Below are 15,187 nucleotides of genomic sequence, written 5' to 3'. Positions count from 1 at the left end.
ACCCAGCATGGACAGGCGGAATTTCCTGCGCGTCTCGGCGATGGCCGGGACCGTTCTCGCGTACGGCACGGCCGCATGCGGCACCGCGACGGCCGGCGGCCTGTCAGCGAGCGGCGCGAGCGTGGCCGAGTGGGCGGCGCTGGGACGCGGCCTCGACGGGCGCCTGATCCGGCCCGGGGACGCCTCCTACGACCCGGCCCGCCGCCTGTTCAACAGCGCGTACGACTCGGTGCGGCCGGCGGGCATCGCCTACTGCTCGACGGCGGCCGACGTGGCCGAGTGCGTGGCGTTCGCCCGGCGGTTCGGGGTGCCGGTGACCTCCAGATCGGGCGGGCACAGCTACGCGGGCTGGTCGACCTCCCGGAACGGGCTGGTCATCGACGTGTCGCCGATGAGCAAGGTCTCCTACTCGGGCGGCCACGCCACGATCGGCGCGGGCGCCCGGCTCGTCGACGTCTACGCCAAGCTCGCCGCGCACGGGGTGAGCATCCCGGCCGGCTCCTGCCCGACCGTCGGCGTCGCCGGGCTCACGCTCGGCGGCGGCCTCGGCGTCGTTTCCAGGAAGTACGGCCTGACCTGTGACGTGCTGGAATCCGTGCGGATCGTGACGGCCGACGGGCGGACGCTGACCTGCTCGGCCACCTCGAACTCCGACCTCTTCTGGGCCTCACGTGGAGGCGGCGGCGGCAACTTCGGCGTGGCGACGTCGTTCACCTTCCGCACCCACGCCACCCGGGACGTCACGCTGTTCTTCCTGCACTGGCCCTGGTCCAGGGCGGCGGCCGTGCTGCGGGCCTGGCAGGCGTGGGCGCCGTACGCGCCGGACGAACTGTGGTCGAACCTCCACCTCGACCATGACCCGTCGCCCGATGTCATGGTCGGCGGCCTCTACGTCGGAGGAAAGTCCGGGTGCGAACGGCTGCTGCGGACGCTGGTGGACCGCGTGGGCGCCGGCCCGTCGAGCCGCTATGTGGCGCAGTCGCCGTACGATCACGCGATGATGGTCATGGCCGGGTGCTCCGGTCTGTCGGTCGCGCAGTGCCACCGGCCCGGCTCGCTTCCCGGGGAGACCTCGAAGGGACGGCTCGTCCGCGACGCGTTCACCGCCAAGTCGCACATCGCGTACGCACCGCTGTCGCCGGCCGGGATCAAGGCGCTGATCAGGCAGGTGGCCTCGGCTGGTCGGCACTCGGTGCTGCTCGACGCGCTCGGCGGCGCGATCGGCCGCGTGCGGCCGGACGCGACCGCCTTCCCCCACCGCCGCGCGCTGTTCACCGTGCAGTACTACGCCCACATGACGGGGGCCTCCGCCTGGGCGCGTGCGGCGCACGCGGCGATGCGGCCGCACTTCGGCGACCACGCCTATGTCAACTACATCGACCCCGAGTTGGCGGACTGGCGGCGGCAGTACTACGGCGCGAACGCCGCCCGGCTGGCCCGGGTCAAGGCCGTCTACGACCCCGACCGCCTGTTCCGCCTCCCCCAGGGCATCTGACCCACCGCGAAGCGGCCATTGTCACGCTGCTGAGCACCGGCGGCTCAGCCGTACAGGGCGGGGAGATCGACCAGGAGGATGTGCGGGTCGCGGGCGGCGGCCTCGGTGAGCGCGGGGTCGAAGCCGGCGCCGCTGTAGAGGGCGAGCACCGTGTCCCGGGTGTCCAGGCCCCGGACGTGCAGTTGGTCCCTGGCCTGCTCAAGCCGCCTCAGATGGCCGAGCGTCATGATCCCCGACCACTTCGCCTCGCCAGCCGAAAGGAGCCGGCGTTTGTGGTTGCCGTCCTGCGGAGCGAGCACGATCACGTCCACCTCGATGTTCTGCCCCCTGCCGCTGCCGGGCGCGACACCCGCGGCGACCTCCGACGCGAACTCACCGCCCCATTCGCGGCCGCGCGCGAACTGGCGACACACGTGCTCGAAATGCGGGCCGACCACCTGGGAGGCGAATCGGGCCCGGGAGCCCTGCCACACCCTGTCCCCCCAGCCTCTTTCAAGCTGGCTCCACGCCGGCCGCATGACCGCCTCGTAGAAGGTCACGAGCGGCTCCGCGACGCGGTAGACGGAGCGTTTCCTGATCGGGTCGATCTCCTTGCGGATCAGCTGGCAGTCCTCCAGCACCGCGAGCGGATGAGCGATGTCCGTCGACTTGCGTTCCATGTGTCCCGCGATGCCGCCCCGCGTGTTGTTGCCGGCGGCGATCGCGCCCAGGACGGCGTGGTAGAGCGCCTCGTCACGGATCTCCATCTCGTTGGACAGCAGATATCTGGCCTCGCGGAACAGCGGCGTCTCCGGGCTGAGCACCCGCCTGATCACCCAGTCGTCGAGGTCGTCTCCCGGGGCCTCGTGGTCGACGAACCGGGTCCGGTACGCCGGAGTCCCCCCGACGATCGCGTTGACCTGGAGCGCGAGCCGCGGATCCGACATCCCCCAGAACTGCCTCGCCATCCGATAGTCGAACGGCTGTACGACCAGATCGAGTGATGCCCGTCCCCTCAACGGGGCCTGGCCGGCCAGGAGCTTGCCCATCACGGACATCGCGGAGCCGGCGAGGACCAGGCGGACCCGGCTGCCGGAACCCCGGTGCACCCCCCGAGTGCCGACCCCCCGCGCGTCGATCTCACGTTGCAGGATCGAGGGGATCACCGGATCGGCCTTCACCAGATACGGGAACTCGTCGATGACGATCAGCCGATCTGGGCAGTGGTCCAAGAGATAGGTGATGGCCTCGTCCCAGCTCCCGAACGCCAGCGTTCCCTCCACGCCGAGATAGCTCGCCACCGCGGTGCCGAACTGGCGGAGGGCATCGGGGGAGGTGGACTCGACGGCCACGAAGTAGAAGCCGTTCAGCGTGTCCGCGAGGGCCTGCAGGAGGAAGGTCTTACCCTGCCGACGGCGGCCGCTCACGACGGCCAGTCGCATCTCGTCGCCCAGGGAGGTCGCGAAGCGCTCCAGGGCCGCCCACTCCCGGTCTCGGTCGAAGACGTACTCGGGCTTCATCAGGCCACCCCCGTGGTTATAAGTACACTTCTAATAACCGAGCTTCTTAGAAGTGTACTTATAACAGCACGCTGCGGGTCAGCCCGCGGGTTCGGGCACGAAGTGGCGGAGGACCTCGGGGTTGGCCATGGAGTCGGGGTTGGCGGCCTGCTCGACGGGGGTACCGAGGAGGATCTTCCGTACCGGGATCTCCAACTTCTTGCCGGACAGCGTGCGCGGGATGCCGGGGACCGCGTGGATCTCGTCCGGCACGTGCCGCGGCGACAACTCGCCGCGCAGGGCCGTACGCAGTCGCGAGATGAGCTCGTTGGAGAGCGTCGCGCCGTCGGCGAGCGTGACGTAGAGCAGCAGCCTGCCCTCCTGGCCCAGACGGCCCGTGTCGATCACCAGGCTGTCGGCGATCTCCTCGAAGCGCTCGACGATCCGGTAGAACTCGCTGGTGCCCATGCGGACGCCGCCGCGGTTGAGCGTCGAGTCGGAGCGGCCGTAGATGACGCAGCCGCCGTCCGGGAGGATCTTGATCCAGTCGCCGTGCCGCCAGATGCCCGGATAGTCCGCGAAGTACGACTCCCGGTACCGGTCGCCGGACGGGTCGTTCCAGAACATCACCGGCATCGAGGGCATCGGCCGGGTGACCACCAACTCCCCCACCTCGCCGACCACCGCATCACCGGCCGGGTCGAAGGACTCGACGGAGGCGCCGAGGCAGCGGCACGGGATCACGCCGGCCCGGATCGGCAGCAGCGGCACCGCGCCCACGAACCCCGTGCACACGTCCGTGCCGCCGGAGAACGAGCCGAGCTGCACGTCGGGCTTCACATCCGCGTAGACCCAGGCGAATCCCTCGGGCGGCAGCGGCGAGCCGGTCGACCCGATGCCGCGCAGCCGCTCCAGTCCGGACGGCTTCAGGCCCGCCTTCATCGAGGCCACCAGGTAGGGCGCGCCGGTGCCGAAGTAGGTCACGCCCTCCTCCGCCGTCACCCGCCACAGCGCGTCCGTCTCGGGGTGCGCCGCGCTGCCGTCGTAGAGCACGACCGCGCAGCCTGCCAGCAGGCCGCCGATGAGGTAGTTCCACATCATCCAGCCGGTGGTGGTGTACCAGAAGAACACGTCGCCCTCGCCGAGGTCCTGGTGGAAGGAGAGCGACTTGAGGTGCTCGAGCACGATCCCGCCGTGGCCGTGGACGATGGGCTTGGGCAGGCCGGTCGTGCCCGACGAGTACAGCACCCACAGCGGATGATCGAACGGAACGGGCTCGAACTCCAATCCGGCACCGGCCTCGGCCCGCAACTCCTCCCAACTCAGGTCGTCCCCACCACCCGGTACGGCATCCGCCGACGTGATCCACACGGTGGCCTTGAGCGTGGGCAGCTTGGCGGCGATCTCACGCACCACCTCCGACCGGTCGTACGGCCTGCCGCCGTAACGGTAGCCGTCCACCGCGATCAGCACCTTCGGCTCGATCTGGGTGAAACGGTCGGTCACGCTCGGCGCGCCGAAGTCCGGGGAGCAGGACGACCAGATGGCACCGAGCGAGGCGGTGGCCAGGAAGGCGATGAGCGCCTCGAGAACGTTGGGGACGTACGCCGCGACCCGGTCACCGCGTCCGACGCCCAGCCGCAGGAGCCCGGCCCGGACCCGGCCGACCTCGTCGCGGAGCTCACCGAGCGTGTACGTCCGCCGGTTGCCCGCTTCATCCCGAAAAATCACGGCAAGGCGGTCGGGGTCGTCACCGCGCAGGGCGTTGGCGGCGTAATTGACGGTCGCCCCGCTGAACCATTCGGCGTCCGGCATCGTTCCACTGATGACGGGCCCGTCACCACGATCGCCGATCACCTCGAAGTAGTCCCAGATCGACGTCCAGAAGTCGGCCGGAGACTCGACCGACCACTGCCACATGTCCTGGTAGTCGCCGGAACGTCCGAGCCACTCCATGAACCGGGTGATTCGCGCGTTACGTACGACATCCGGGGTGGGTTCCCACAGCAGGGTGCCTTCCTCAACCATGAGCCCATCTTCGCGACCCGATCGGCGTATGTCACCATCGCCCCGGAACATAAAAAGGCTGTCACATACGAGCCCTGAGGTGATCGATCGCGATCCGGGCGGCCGCCCCGGTCGCGGCCCGCTTCCTCAACTCGCTCAACTGAGGGTGGTGAGGCGGGCGACGGCGGCGACGACCTCGGAGGCGTTGGACAGGTCGGGCAGCACGATGTCGGCGCCCGCCTCCCGCAGCTCGGCGGCCGTGGATCGGCCCGACGCCACCGCGATCATGCCGGCGCCGCCGATCCGCGCCGCCTGGACGTCACGGGTGGAATCCCCGATCAGCACGGTGTTGCCGGCAGTGAAGGCCGAGCCGTACTTGGCCTTGGCCCTGCCCTGTGCCACCTGAAGCAGCGTGGCCTTGGGATAGACCTCCTCGCCATAGCCGCCGACCTCGAAGTCGATCCACTTGTCCAGCCTGAACGCCCCGAGCTTGTGCACCGCGTTGCCCTTGATGGTCCCCGTCAGCACCGACTGGACGACGCCGTCGAGCCGGGACACCGCCTTGAGCGCGTCCCCGGCCCCCGGCATCATCCGCCCGTCCTTCGCCAGCCGCCGGTGCTTGTCCGCGAACGACACGGTCAGCGCGTCGAGGAACCTCGGCAGGTGATGGTCCTCGACGGCGACGCCGTTGACGGCCAGGGTCTCGAAGATGATCTCGGAGTCGGGGCGGCCCATCGCCGGAGCGAGCTTGACCAGCGGCCGACCGGTGACCATCCGGAACGCGTCCGCGTAGGCGTCGCGGCTGACGAGCGTGACGTCGACCAGCGTGAGATCGACGTTCCAGAGAACGAGGCGGTTGATCGCGGCCTCCGGGGGGGATAAAGGTGGTTCGCCCCCCAAGCGTACGGCTCCCGCCCCCACACCCCTGCCAAAGTCCCGGTCTTGGGAGGTCAGACCAGGCCGAGGGCTTCGGACAGCGAGTCGACGACCGGAACGCCGACGCTCTTGAGGTCCGACCGCCTGGTCATCCCACCCGTATAGAGGATCGCGCGGGCGCCGACGTGCTGTGCCGCGTGCGCGTCGTCCACGCTGTCGCCGATGACGACCACCTTCTCCGGGTCCAGGTCGAGCGCCTTGAGGTGCTCGACCATGTGCTCGGCCTTCGTGCCGCCGGCCGCCGAGCGCAGCCCGTCGACCCGGGTGAAATGCCCGTCGATGCCGAGGTCGCCGATCTTGCCCACCAGGCGTTCGTGGGCCCACATGGACAGCAGGGACTGCGTACGTCCGGCGTCCTTCCAGGCCCCCAGGCTCGACAGGGCGCCCTCGGCGAGCTGGCACGCCTCCATCAGGCGGTGGTAGTGCTCGTGGAAGCCGAGGTCGAGCGCCTCCCACTCGCCGTCTCTGAGCGGCCGGCCGAGCATGCGCTCGTACGCCACCCAGATCGGCCGGGTGTACACCTCCCGGAAGCCGTCCACGTCGTACGGCCCCAGCCCGTACGGCTGGAAGATCTCGTTCGTCGCCTCGACGACAGCGTCGATGTCGTGGAAGAGCGTGCCGTTCCAGTCCCAAACTATGTGTGTCATATGTCCTTGAGCCTAATAGCGATCGCTGACATTTCCGTGAAGGCCGAGGGGTCAGGTCAGGAGGTAGGGGATTTCCTGCGTGGCGTACCACATGAGCTCGTGGTCCTCCGCCCCGTCCACGACGAACCGGGCGTCGTCGTCGCCGGCGTCCGCGGCGGGTAGCGCCGCCATCGCGGCCGCCACATCCGGTACGGCATCGAGGTCGTCCACGTGGACGGATGCGAACTTCGCGAGCGGCACCGGTTCGAGCAGCCGCACCCGCCCGCGGTCCTCCAGATCCGTGCCGACCTTGACCATGTCATCCGGCACCTCGGCCGCGATCACGACCCGCCGGCCGGCGGCCTTGACGTCCTCGATGTCCTTGATCTCCTCGGCCCGCTCGGCCGCCAACATGCGCAGCGAGGCCCGGGCCGCCTCGGTCAGCGCCACGTACTCGAGTTCCTCGGTGTCACCCGAGACGTACCACTCCACCAACGCCGGCGTTACGGCGTAACCGGTCAGCGGGGCGGGCCCCAACTCTCCCGCGGCGACCAGTTCGGCCAGCGCGGAGAGCGTGCACGGCAGATACACGCGCATGCGTTCCTCGACTCACTACATCCGGATGGCAACGGCCCCCGGAGAACCAGATTCCCACCTTAGAACCACCGGGGAGGCGGGTTCGAAGAACCCGGCCGCGTGTCATGCCGGCCCGAACCGCATGCCGAAGAGCCGTTCCATCTCGGCGATGGTGACCGGTGGCTCCGTATGGTGGATGCCGACGAGGCCGAGACCTGAGGCGGCCTGGATGTTCGCCTCGATGTCGTCGATGAAGACGCACTGCCCGGCCTCGAGGGCGAGCAGGCCGAGCGCGTGCCGGAAAATGCGCGGTTCCGGCTTGCGCATGCCGACCTCGCCCGAGATGACGACGGCGTCGAAGAGCCCGTCCCAACGATCGCGGGGATACTCGTTGGCCCAGGAGTTGGACACCAGGCAGGTGCTGAGCCCGGCGGCACGGGCCTGCCTGAGCATCTCGTGCATCTCCTCGACCGGATGGAAGCCGGCGAACATCCGGGTGAGCAACCCGTCCGCCTCGGGCGGCACGCCGTCCAGAGTCAGCAGGCGGGCCGCGAGGTCCCGCTCGAACTCGGCGGCCGGAATCTCCCCGCGCTCCAGGGCGTGGATCGGGTTCTCCATGCCCGGTCCGAGCCCGCCCGCATACGCCTGCTGCACCAGTTCGCGCATCACCTCCCGGTAATGCCGGGAGTCGATCCGATCGGCCTCCATCCACTCGGCTATGGACTCCGCCATGCTCGTCGTGAGCACACCGGCCCAGTCGATCAGGACGCCTTTGAGCACCGTACCCCCCTTTGACGCTCATCCAATATAGGCGCGGATCACACCAATCGGGCGGATGACGCGGCGCCATGATCACGATTTCGCGGCCACCTTCCCGGTCAACCGCTTAGCAATCTTGAGATGCTCGGCGGACCTCACCGCCCGCGGATCGGTGCGCGTCGTCCCGAATACGCCGCGCGCCTGTTTCAGCCGCAGGATGCGCAGCACCGACTCGTCGAGCCGTTTCGCGCTGATCCGCCCCGACTCGACCGCCCTGAGCACCGCGTTGTACGCCTTGGGCAGGTCGGGCGGCATGAGCAGGACGTCGGCACCGGCCAGGATGGCGCGGACGGCCACCTCGGCGTCGCCGTACTTCTCACGCACCCCCGCCATGCCGAGCGCGTCGGTGGTGATCACGCCGTCGAAACCCAACTCCCCGCGGAGCAGTCCGGTCAGGATCGGCCGGGACAGGGTCGCGGGATCACCGGACGGGTCGAGCTCCGGCATGACCACGTGCGCCGTCATGATCGCGTCCACGCCGTGCTCGATCGCCTCGCGGAACGGTGGGGCATCCAGCCGCCGCCACTGAGCCTTCGAGTGGTTGATCACTGGAAGGCCTGTGTGACTGTCGACCGTCGTGTCCCCGTGACCGGGGAAGTGCTTGGCGACCGAGGCGACGCCGGCGGCGTGGAAGCCGTCCACGGCCGCCCCCACCATGACCGCGACCTTCCGGGGGTCGGAGCCGTAGGCCCGAGGGCCGATAACCGGGTTGTCGGGATTGACGTTGACGTCGGCGACCGGGGCGAAGTCGAGCAGGATGCCGAGCGCCCGCAGCTCCTTCCCCGTGACCCGGGCCGCGTCGCGAGCGTTGGCGGGGTCGCCGGTGGCTCCGATGGCGCCCGCCCCGGGCAGCTTGGTGATCACTGAGCCGAGCCGGGACACGGTGCCGTTCTCCTGGTCCACCCCGATCACCAGGGGTGTCTTCCGCGAGGCCCTGCGCAGCCCGGTGGTGAGCGCGGCGACCTGCCGGGCGTCGGAGACGTTGCCTGCCCAGGGGAAGAGGATCACTCCGCCCGGCCGGTACTTCGCGACCACCTCGGCCGGTGTCGCCACGCCGTACCTCGCCCGGTTCTCCTTACTGGACGAGCCGGCATGTGAGCCGTACACCACGGCGAAGAAGAGCTGGCCGACCTTGTCCTTCAGGCTCATCGCGGCGAGGGCCTCCCGCGCGCTCTTCGACGCCGCCTCCTTCGACGACTCGCTCCGCCCGGAGGTCGCACTGTCGGCAGCGGCGTCGGTCGGCTCCTCCACGGAGGATGACGACGCGGTGGGTGACGACCGCGCCGAGACCGACGGAGATCCCGGAGACCTCGGCGTGGTTTCTGTGCTGCCGAACCCGGCCGAGCAGCCCGTGGCGAGCAGCACCGCCACGCCCAGGATGACGGCGCCGGCTCTCGCACGGCCCCTGGAGGCCGCCGCACCGGAGGCACCGGTCAGTGGTCGCTCCGCTCCCTTCGGTCCGGTTTCTCCCGGCCTGGTCGCTCCCGCAAATCGTGACACGCTGTTTACCGTAGCCGCGCCGGTCACATGCTCGCCGCCGAACCTCCGGCCTGTGGAAAACCCAGGGAGTCAGGTGCGGGAAAGCGCCGCTTCCGCCGCGGCCCTGGCGTCGACGGCCGACCGAGCGGAACGCGCTGCGGACGCGGCGGCGGCGCACTGCGCGAGCGCGTGCCGGATCAGCGCCGCCCGCACCGCGGGCAGCGCTGGCGCGGCCATGGAAAGCGAGGTCACTCCCATGCCGACGAACACGCAGGCGAGCACGGGATCGGCGGCCGCCTCTCCGCAGACCCCGCAGCCCTTGCCCGCGCCGGACGCCGCCGAGGCCGTCGCCGCGACGAGATCGAGGACCGCCGGATGCCACGGGTCCTGCAGCCCGGCGACCGAGCCGACCTGACGGTCGGCCGCGAGCGCGTACTGCGTGAGGTCGTTGGTTCCGATCGACAAGAAGTCGACGGCCCCGATCAGGTCCGCGGCCCGCAGCGCCGCCGCCGGCACTTCGATCATGATGCCCGGGCTCGCGAGCCCGGCCGTACGGCAGGCCAGCGCGAACCACTCCGCCTCCTCGGCGGTCGCCACCATCGGCGCCATGACCTGGGCTTTCGCCGACGTTTTCGTGGCGGCGGCGGCCAGCGCGGCGAGCTGGACGTTCATGACGTCCCGGTGGCGACGCAGCAGCCGCAGGCCCCGCTCTCCCAGCGCCGGATTCGGCTCCACGCCGGACGGCGGCAGGAACGCGAGCGGTTTGTCGGCGCCCGCGTCCAGGGTCCTGACCACGACACGGTCACCGGGAAACGCCTCGAACACCGCCCGGTAGGCCTCCGCCTGCTCCGCCACGGACGGCGCGGCCGCCCGGCCGAGAAAAAGGAACTCGGTGCGGAACAGGCCCACCCCCTCCGCGCCGTACGCGAGCGCGCTCTCGACGTCACGTGGGCCGCCGATGTTCGCCAGCAGCGGTACGGCATGGCCGTCCGCGGTCATCCCCCGCCTGAAGAGATGGGACCCGGAAACCTGGGTGGAGGACACGGCCGGCAGCACGGCCCGTCCGGCCCGGGCGACGCGGCGGGCACGCGCCACCTCGTGGGCCGGTGGCGAGAGCCGTACGCTGCCGCCGGCACCGTCGACGAGCAGCGGCACACCGGGCGGGATCGCGGTCGCGCCCGTGCAGCCGACGACGGCCGGAACGCCCAGCGAGCGGGCGAGGATCGCGGTGTGACTGGTCGGGCCACCCTGCTCGGTCACGAACGCGGCGACGGCGTCCGGGGACAGCAGCGCGGTGTCCGCGGGCGCGAGATCTCTGGCCACCAGCACGAACGGCGTCGTGACGCCCATGCCCGACCCGGCGGCCGCGAACTCGGCCGCGCCGGGCAGCGGCCGTCCGGTGAGCAGCGCGATCACGCGATCACGGACGTCGTCGAGATCGGCGACCCGCTCGCCGAGGTAGCCCCCGGCCGCTGCCAGAAGGCCCCGATATGTGCCGAACGCCGCGAAAACGGCCCGCGGCGCGGCGACCCCCCGATCGATCAGCTCACCGGTCCGGGTCGCCAACTCCGGGTCGCGAGCCATCATCGCCTGGGCATGGAGCACCTGCTCGGCCTCGCCGCCCACCCGCGCGCCGCGTGCCTCCAGGTCGGCCGCCACCTGTTCGAGCGCCCATTCGGCCCGTTCCCGCTCGGCTCGCGCGTCTCCGTCGTGCCGCGCCCCCGCTTCCGGCTCCGGGACGTCCAACACCAGGACGCGGGCCGGGCCGTACCCGATGCCGGGACTGACGCCCGTTCCCGTGAGCGTCGGCGGCGGCGCCGTCGGCACCTGCCCCATGGAAGTCAGGGGGCCGACACTATCTCGACCAACTGGTCGAGCAGTTCGTCGGCGCCCTCACCCTCCGCGGACACGACGATGAAGTCGCCCTGCTCCACGTCGAGGGAGAGCACCGCGAGGATGCTCTTCGCGTTCACCGGTGGGCCGTCCACCTTTGCGATCATGACGTCGAAGGGCGCCTTCGCCGCCGTCTGCACGAACGTCGCCGCCGGTCGGGCGTGCAGCCCCACCTCGGACGTGACAGTCACCTTGCGTTCTGCCACGCTTCCTCCTTCGTCAGATGGGCCAGGCCATCGAACTTTCCGCCGGGAACCAGTCAACACTCCCGACCGGTGATCCGTCACGCCCATTGGAACAGGGGATCCCCGGCGCCCACCCGGCCCTCGGCCACCTCGCCGACCATCCCGTCCTCGGCGTCCAGGGCCACGACCGGGCAGACCGGCGACCGCCCCCCGGCTTCGACCGCCGCCGGGTCCCAGGCCACCACGGGCTGCCCGGCCAGGACCCGGTCGCCCTCAGCGGCGAGGAGCGCGAAGCCCTCGCCCCTGAGTTGCACGGTGTCGATGCCGAGGTGCACCAGCACCCCCTTCCCGTCGTCCCCCACCACGATGTAGGCGTGCGGATGCAGTTTCACGATCGTGCCGGTGATCGGGGCCACGGCCGCGCCGGACCTCCGCTCAGGGTCGATCGCCATACCCGGCCCCACCATCCCCTGAGAGAAGACCAGATCCGACACGGCGGCCAGGCCGATGGCCGCCCCCGCCACCGGGGCGAGAACCGTCGTCAACGGAGCGCCTTTCGCCGGCGTATCCGGCACATCTGGGACGTCCGGCCCATCCGGCCCGCTCCCCCTGTCCGTTCAGTCCCGCATGCCCAGGTCGTGTCCTGCCCCGCCCATCAGCCGACGATGTCCTCGATGTCGCTGGCGATCGTGTCGGCCTCCGGGCCCACCACGACCTGGACGACGTTGCCCGTCGCCATCACGCCGTGGACGCCGGCCGCCCTGAGCGCGGCCTGATCGACCTTCGAGGCGTCACGCACCTCGGTCCGCAGCCGCGTGATGCACGGCTCCACCTCGATGATGTTGTCGGCGCCACCGAGTCCGGCGACGATCGCCTCGGCGTCCGCGGCCATGGGTCCTCCAATAGTTCTGGGTCGTCTCCGGCAAATCATGTCCTGCCGCGCGTACCCCGGGGGGCCGTTCGCCCTAGGGCGATTCGCTCAGTCGCCCGGCCTCTCAGTCGGTCTGGGTCACCTTCTTCAGCCCACGAGGGGAGTCGGGGTCGATGCCGAGCCTGCGCGCGAGCGCCTCGGTCAGCAGCTGCCCCGGAACGATGAGTCCCAGCGGCGCCAACCACTCCGGCAGGTCCGGGCCGTTCAGTGCCGCGGTCGACGCACCGGCCAGTCCGGCGCCGCCGCCCACACCGAAGGCGGACGCGCCCGCACCGGTCACCCGTTCGGCCAGCGAGATGGTGCCCGCCAGCGTGGGCCCCTCCCCCGCCGCCACCAGGATCGCGGGAGTGTCCTCGTCGACGACCGCGATCGGGCCGTGCAGCAGGTCCGCGTACGAAAGCCCCATGGCGTGCAGGTAGCACGCCTCCTTGAGCTTGAGCGCGAGTTCCAGGGCCGTCGAGAACACCATGCCGCGGCCGGAGACGACCACGCCGGGCTTGCCGGCGAGGCCCTCGACGACGGCCTCCAGGTCTCCCGGATCGGAGATCAGCTTCTCGACCGCGTCCGGGACCCGCCGCAGATCGCCGGAGTCGACGTCTGCCCCGAGCCCGATGGCGAGCACGGCCAGCGCGGCGAGCTGGGTCGTGTAGGTCTTGGTCGCGGGGACGGCCTTCTCCTCGCCGGCCAGCGTGCACAGGGCGAGATCGGCGGTCTGGGCCAGCGGCGACGACTCTCCGCCGTTGGTGACGGCGATGGTCTTCGCCCCACAGTCGCGCGCCCACTGGAGCGTTTCGACGATCTCCTCGGTCCGGCCCGACTGGGACAGACCCACGGCGAGCACGCCGTCGAGGTCGAGCCTGCGCCGGTACGTCGTCGCGATCGAGGGGGCGCCGAGCGCCGCCAGGCGACCCGCCCTCGCCTCGATCAGGTAGCGGCCGTAGACTGCCGCGTTGTCGGAGGTCCCGCGGGCCACGAACAGCACGTGACGAGTGTTTCGCGCGACCGCCTCGACCTCCCCGGTCCTGGGCAGCAGCGCCTCGAGCGTGGCTCGGATGGCCGCGGGCTGCTCGGCGATTTCACCGCGCATCCTGGTAGTCATCAGATGATCTTCCTTTGCCTCGCGAGACATGGCCGTTACCGATCCGTCTCCGGTCCATACATTGACACATATTTCCAGCATGTGGTCTAGTCCGGACTAGACCAGTACGAACGATAACCCATCGCGTGATCCGGATCGAGAGGGGAGGGATCAGTGGCGAAGATCGACCCGGACAGCCCGGTGCCCAAGTACTTCCAACTTCGAGAGATCCTGCTCGACCTCATCGACAGCGACGAGCTGCCCATCGGGGCGGCGATTCCGTCCGAGCGTGACCTGTGCCAGCGCTTCGGCCTGTCCCGCATGACGGTGCGGCAGGCCGTGGACCACCTGGTGTCCGAGGGACGGCTGCACCGGGTTCCCGGCAAGGGCACATTCGTCGCCCGGCCGAAGATCGAGCTGGCCCTCCAGCTCACCTCGTTCACCGACGACATGTGGGCGCGCGGGATGGAACCGGGCTCGCGGGACCTGGACCGGCGCGTGGTCCGGGCCAGCGCGCACCTCGCCCGGCAGCTCGGCATCCAGCCGGGGGACGCCGTGCACTTCATCGAGCGTCTGCGCACGGCGGACGGGGAACCGCTGAGCATCGAGCGCGCCCACATCCCGGTGGCGCTCGCACCCGACCTCGACGCGTTCGACCTGACCGGCCGGTCGCTGTACGCGCTCCTGGAGTCGCGCTACGGCCTCGTGATGGAGGCCGGGGAGCTCACGATCGACGGCGGGATCGCCGACCCGGACGACGCCGACCTGCTCAAGCTGCCCCGCGGCGGGCCCGTGCTGCTGCTGCAGCGCCGTTCGTTCGCCGGAGGGGTGTGCGCAGAGCTCGGGGTCTCCACGTACCGCGCCGACCGCTACCAGCTCCGGACGCTCCTCGAAATCCCGGCCAGACGCTCTTAGGTGTGTCCGACGCTCTCCAGCGAGCGTCGAACGCCTCTGGCGATCCTCCTCCCCGTTCTCCCCCGCTGGAGGAACATCGATGAGCTCCACCTCCGCCGACGCGGGGCTCCCCGCCGCTCCCGAGCGGCGGCAGTCCCCGGTGATGGCCGTGCTGTCCCGGATCGGCCGGTCGCTCATGCTGCCGATCGCGGCGCTGCCGGCGGCCGCCGTTCTCCTGCGCGTGGGTGAGGACGACCTGCTGGGCCGTACGGACAATCCGACCCTGGACAAGATCGCACAGGTCGTGGGCGGCGCGGGCGACGCGCTGTTCGACGCACTGCCGCTGCTGTTCGCCGTGGGGGTGGCGGTCGGTTTCGCCCGGCGCGCCGACGGATCGACGGCCCTCGCGGCCGTCGTCGGCTACCTGGTCTGGGATCGGGTCACCCATCTGATGTTCTTCGACACCTCTGCGGACTCGGCCATTCGGGAGAAGGTGACGCAGACCGTCGTCGACGGTGACGGCAAGGTCACGGGCGTGCTCGACCTCGCGTCGGCCAACCCGACAGGTGTGCTGGGCGGCATTCTGATCGGCATCGTCACCGCCCTGCTCTGGCAGCGGTACTACCGGATCAAACTGCCCGCCTGGCTGGCCTTCTTCGGGGGGCGCCGGTTCGTTCCGCTCGTCACCGCCCTGGCGGCCCTGATCCTCGGTGTGGTCTTCGGCCTGATCTGGCCGCCCATCGGCCAGGTGGTCAGCGACTTCGGTGACTGGCTCGCCCGCCACTCCACA

At 70.5% G+C, this 15,187-nt stretch carries 15 protein-coding genes; 3 read left to right on the top strand and 12 right to left on the bottom strand.

The window, feature by feature from the left end:
• The first annotated feature begins 7 nt into the window (after positions 1–7).
• Positions 8–1,495, top strand: coding sequence for an FAD-binding oxidoreductase (locus Mth01_RS05325; RefSeq protein WP_204012172.1), 1,488 nt, complete (start codon positions 8–10; stop codon positions 1,493–1,495).
• Between the two features lie 44 nt (positions 1,496–1,539).
• On the opposite strand, the gene Mth01_RS05320 is transcribed toward Mth01_RS05325, so the two are convergent.
• From Mth01_RS05320 to Mth01_RS05265, 12 genes are all read right to left on the bottom strand, one after another.
• Positions 1,540–2,994: an AAA family ATPase gene (locus tag Mth01_RS05320; protein WP_239089378.1), complete on the bottom strand. Its 1,455-nt coding sequence runs from the start codon at positions 2,992–2,994 to the stop codon at positions 1,540–1,542.
• Positions 2,995–3,072: 78 nt separating this feature from the next.
• Positions 3,073–5,001: an acetoacetate--CoA ligase gene (locus Mth01_RS05315; protein ID WP_204012169.1), complete on the bottom strand. Its 1,929-nt coding sequence runs from the start codon at positions 4,999–5,001 to the stop codon at positions 3,073–3,075.
• 135 nt (positions 5,002–5,136) lie between these two features.
• Positions 5,137–5,880 (bottom strand): HAD family hydrolase, encoded by a 744-nt coding sequence (locus Mth01_RS05310; RefSeq protein WP_239089377.1) that lies wholly within the window; start codon positions 5,878–5,880, stop codon positions 5,137–5,139.
• Positions 5,881–5,930: 50 nt separating this feature from the next.
• Entirely contained in the window at positions 5,931–6,563 is a 633-nt protein-coding gene (locus tag Mth01_RS05305; RefSeq protein ID WP_204012166.1) for an HAD family hydrolase, read from the bottom strand.
• A gap of 51 nt (positions 6,564–6,614) precedes the next feature.
• Positions 6,615–7,139 carry a DUF6912 family protein gene (locus tag Mth01_RS05300; protein WP_204012163.1) on the bottom strand — a complete coding sequence of 175 codons (525 nt, stop codon included), beginning with the start codon at positions 7,137–7,139 and terminating at the stop codon, positions 6,615–6,617.
• A 102-nt stretch (positions 7,140–7,241) separates the two neighbouring features.
• Complete coding sequence (locus Mth01_RS05295) at positions 7,242–7,898, bottom strand: HAD family hydrolase (RefSeq protein ID WP_239089376.1); 657 nt, start codon at positions 7,896–7,898, stop codon at positions 7,242–7,244.
• Positions 7,899–7,970: 72 nt separating this feature from the next.
• A complete protein-coding gene (gene nagZ, locus Mth01_RS05290) occupies positions 7,971–9,437 on the bottom strand; it encodes a beta-N-acetylhexosaminidase (protein WP_239089375.1) in 1,467 nt (488 codons plus the stop codon).
• A gap of 69 nt (positions 9,438–9,506) precedes the next feature.
• The gene (ptsP, locus tag Mth01_RS05285; protein ID WP_204012160.1) at positions 9,507–11,252 is read right to left on the bottom strand and encodes a phosphoenolpyruvate--protein phosphotransferase; all 1,746 of its coding nucleotides are present in this window, start codon (positions 11,250–11,252) and stop codon (positions 9,507–9,509) included.
• A 5-nt stretch (positions 11,253–11,257) separates the two neighbouring features.
• Positions 11,258–11,515 carry an HPr family phosphocarrier protein gene (locus tag Mth01_RS05280; RefSeq protein ID WP_204012158.1) on the bottom strand — a complete coding sequence of 86 codons (258 nt, stop codon included), beginning with the start codon at positions 11,513–11,515 and terminating at the stop codon, positions 11,258–11,260.
• A gap of 77 nt (positions 11,516–11,592) precedes the next feature.
• A complete protein-coding gene (locus Mth01_RS05275) occupies positions 11,593–12,039 on the bottom strand; it encodes a PTS sugar transporter subunit IIA (protein WP_204012156.1) in 447 nt (148 codons plus the stop codon).
• Positions 12,040–12,149: 110 nt separating this feature from the next.
• Entirely contained in the window at positions 12,150–12,386 is a 237-nt protein-coding gene (locus Mth01_RS05270; protein WP_204012155.1) for a PTS transporter subunit EIIB, read from the bottom strand.
• Between the two features lie 103 nt (positions 12,387–12,489).
• Positions 12,490–13,524 carry an SIS domain-containing protein gene (locus Mth01_RS05265; protein ID WP_204012154.1) on the bottom strand — a complete coding sequence of 345 codons (1,035 nt, stop codon included), beginning with the start codon at positions 13,522–13,524 and terminating at the stop codon, positions 12,490–12,492.
• Positions 13,525–13,677: 153 nt separating this feature from the next.
• Between Mth01_RS05265 and Mth01_RS05260 the strand changes: the two genes are divergently transcribed.
• A complete protein-coding gene (locus tag Mth01_RS05260) occupies positions 13,678–14,418 on the top strand; it encodes a GntR family transcriptional regulator (RefSeq protein WP_204012152.1) in 741 nt (246 codons plus the stop codon).
• A 79-nt stretch (positions 14,419–14,497) separates the two neighbouring features.
• Positions 14,498–15,187, top strand: a 690-nt coding sequence (locus tag Mth01_RS05255) for a PTS transporter subunit EIIC (RefSeq protein ID WP_204012149.1), incomplete at its 3' end; no start/stop codon positions are given.

Source organism: Sphaerimonospora thailandensis, assembly GCF_016863115.1.
GTDB lineage: Bacteria > Actinomycetota > Actinomycetes > Streptosporangiales > Streptosporangiaceae > Sphaerimonospora > Sphaerimonospora cavernae.
The sequence above is the reverse complement of the archived record's forward strand: the minus strand, read 5'-3'. Positions and strand labels throughout refer to the sequence as shown.

What these genes read in the sequence shown, in the direction of transcription:
- Mth01_RS05325 (WP_204012172.1), top strand. Translation starts at nt 8, where the DNA reads ATGGACAGGCGGAATTTCCTGCGCGTCTCGGCGATGGCCGGGACCGTT.
- Mth01_RS05320 (WP_239089378.1), bottom strand. Translation starts at nt 2,994, where the DNA reads ATGAAGCCCGAGTACGTCTTCGACCGAGACCGGGAGTGGGCGGCCCTG.
- Mth01_RS05315 (WP_204012169.1), bottom strand. Translation starts at nt 5,001, where the DNA reads ATGGTTGAGGAAGGCACCCTGCTGTGGGAACCCACCCCGGATGTCGTA.
- Mth01_RS05305 (WP_204012166.1), bottom strand. Translation starts at nt 6,563, where the DNA reads ATGACACACATAGTTTGGGACTGGAACGGCACGCTCTTCCACGACATC.
- Mth01_RS05300 (WP_204012163.1), bottom strand. Translation starts at nt 7,139, where the DNA reads ATGCGCGTGTATCTGCCGTGCACGCTCTCCGCGCTGGCCGAACTGGTC.
- ptsP (WP_204012160.1), bottom strand. Translation starts at nt 11,252, where the DNA reads ATGGGGCAGGTGCCGACGGCGCCGCCGCCGACGCTCACGGGAACGGGC.
- Mth01_RS05270 (WP_204012155.1), bottom strand. Translation starts at nt 12,386, where the DNA reads ATGGCCGCGGACGCCGAGGCGATCGTCGCCGGACTCGGTGGCGCCGAC.
- Mth01_RS05265 (WP_204012154.1), bottom strand. Translation starts at nt 13,524, where the DNA reads ATGACTACCAGGATGCGCGGTGAAATCGCCGAGCAGCCCGCGGCCATC.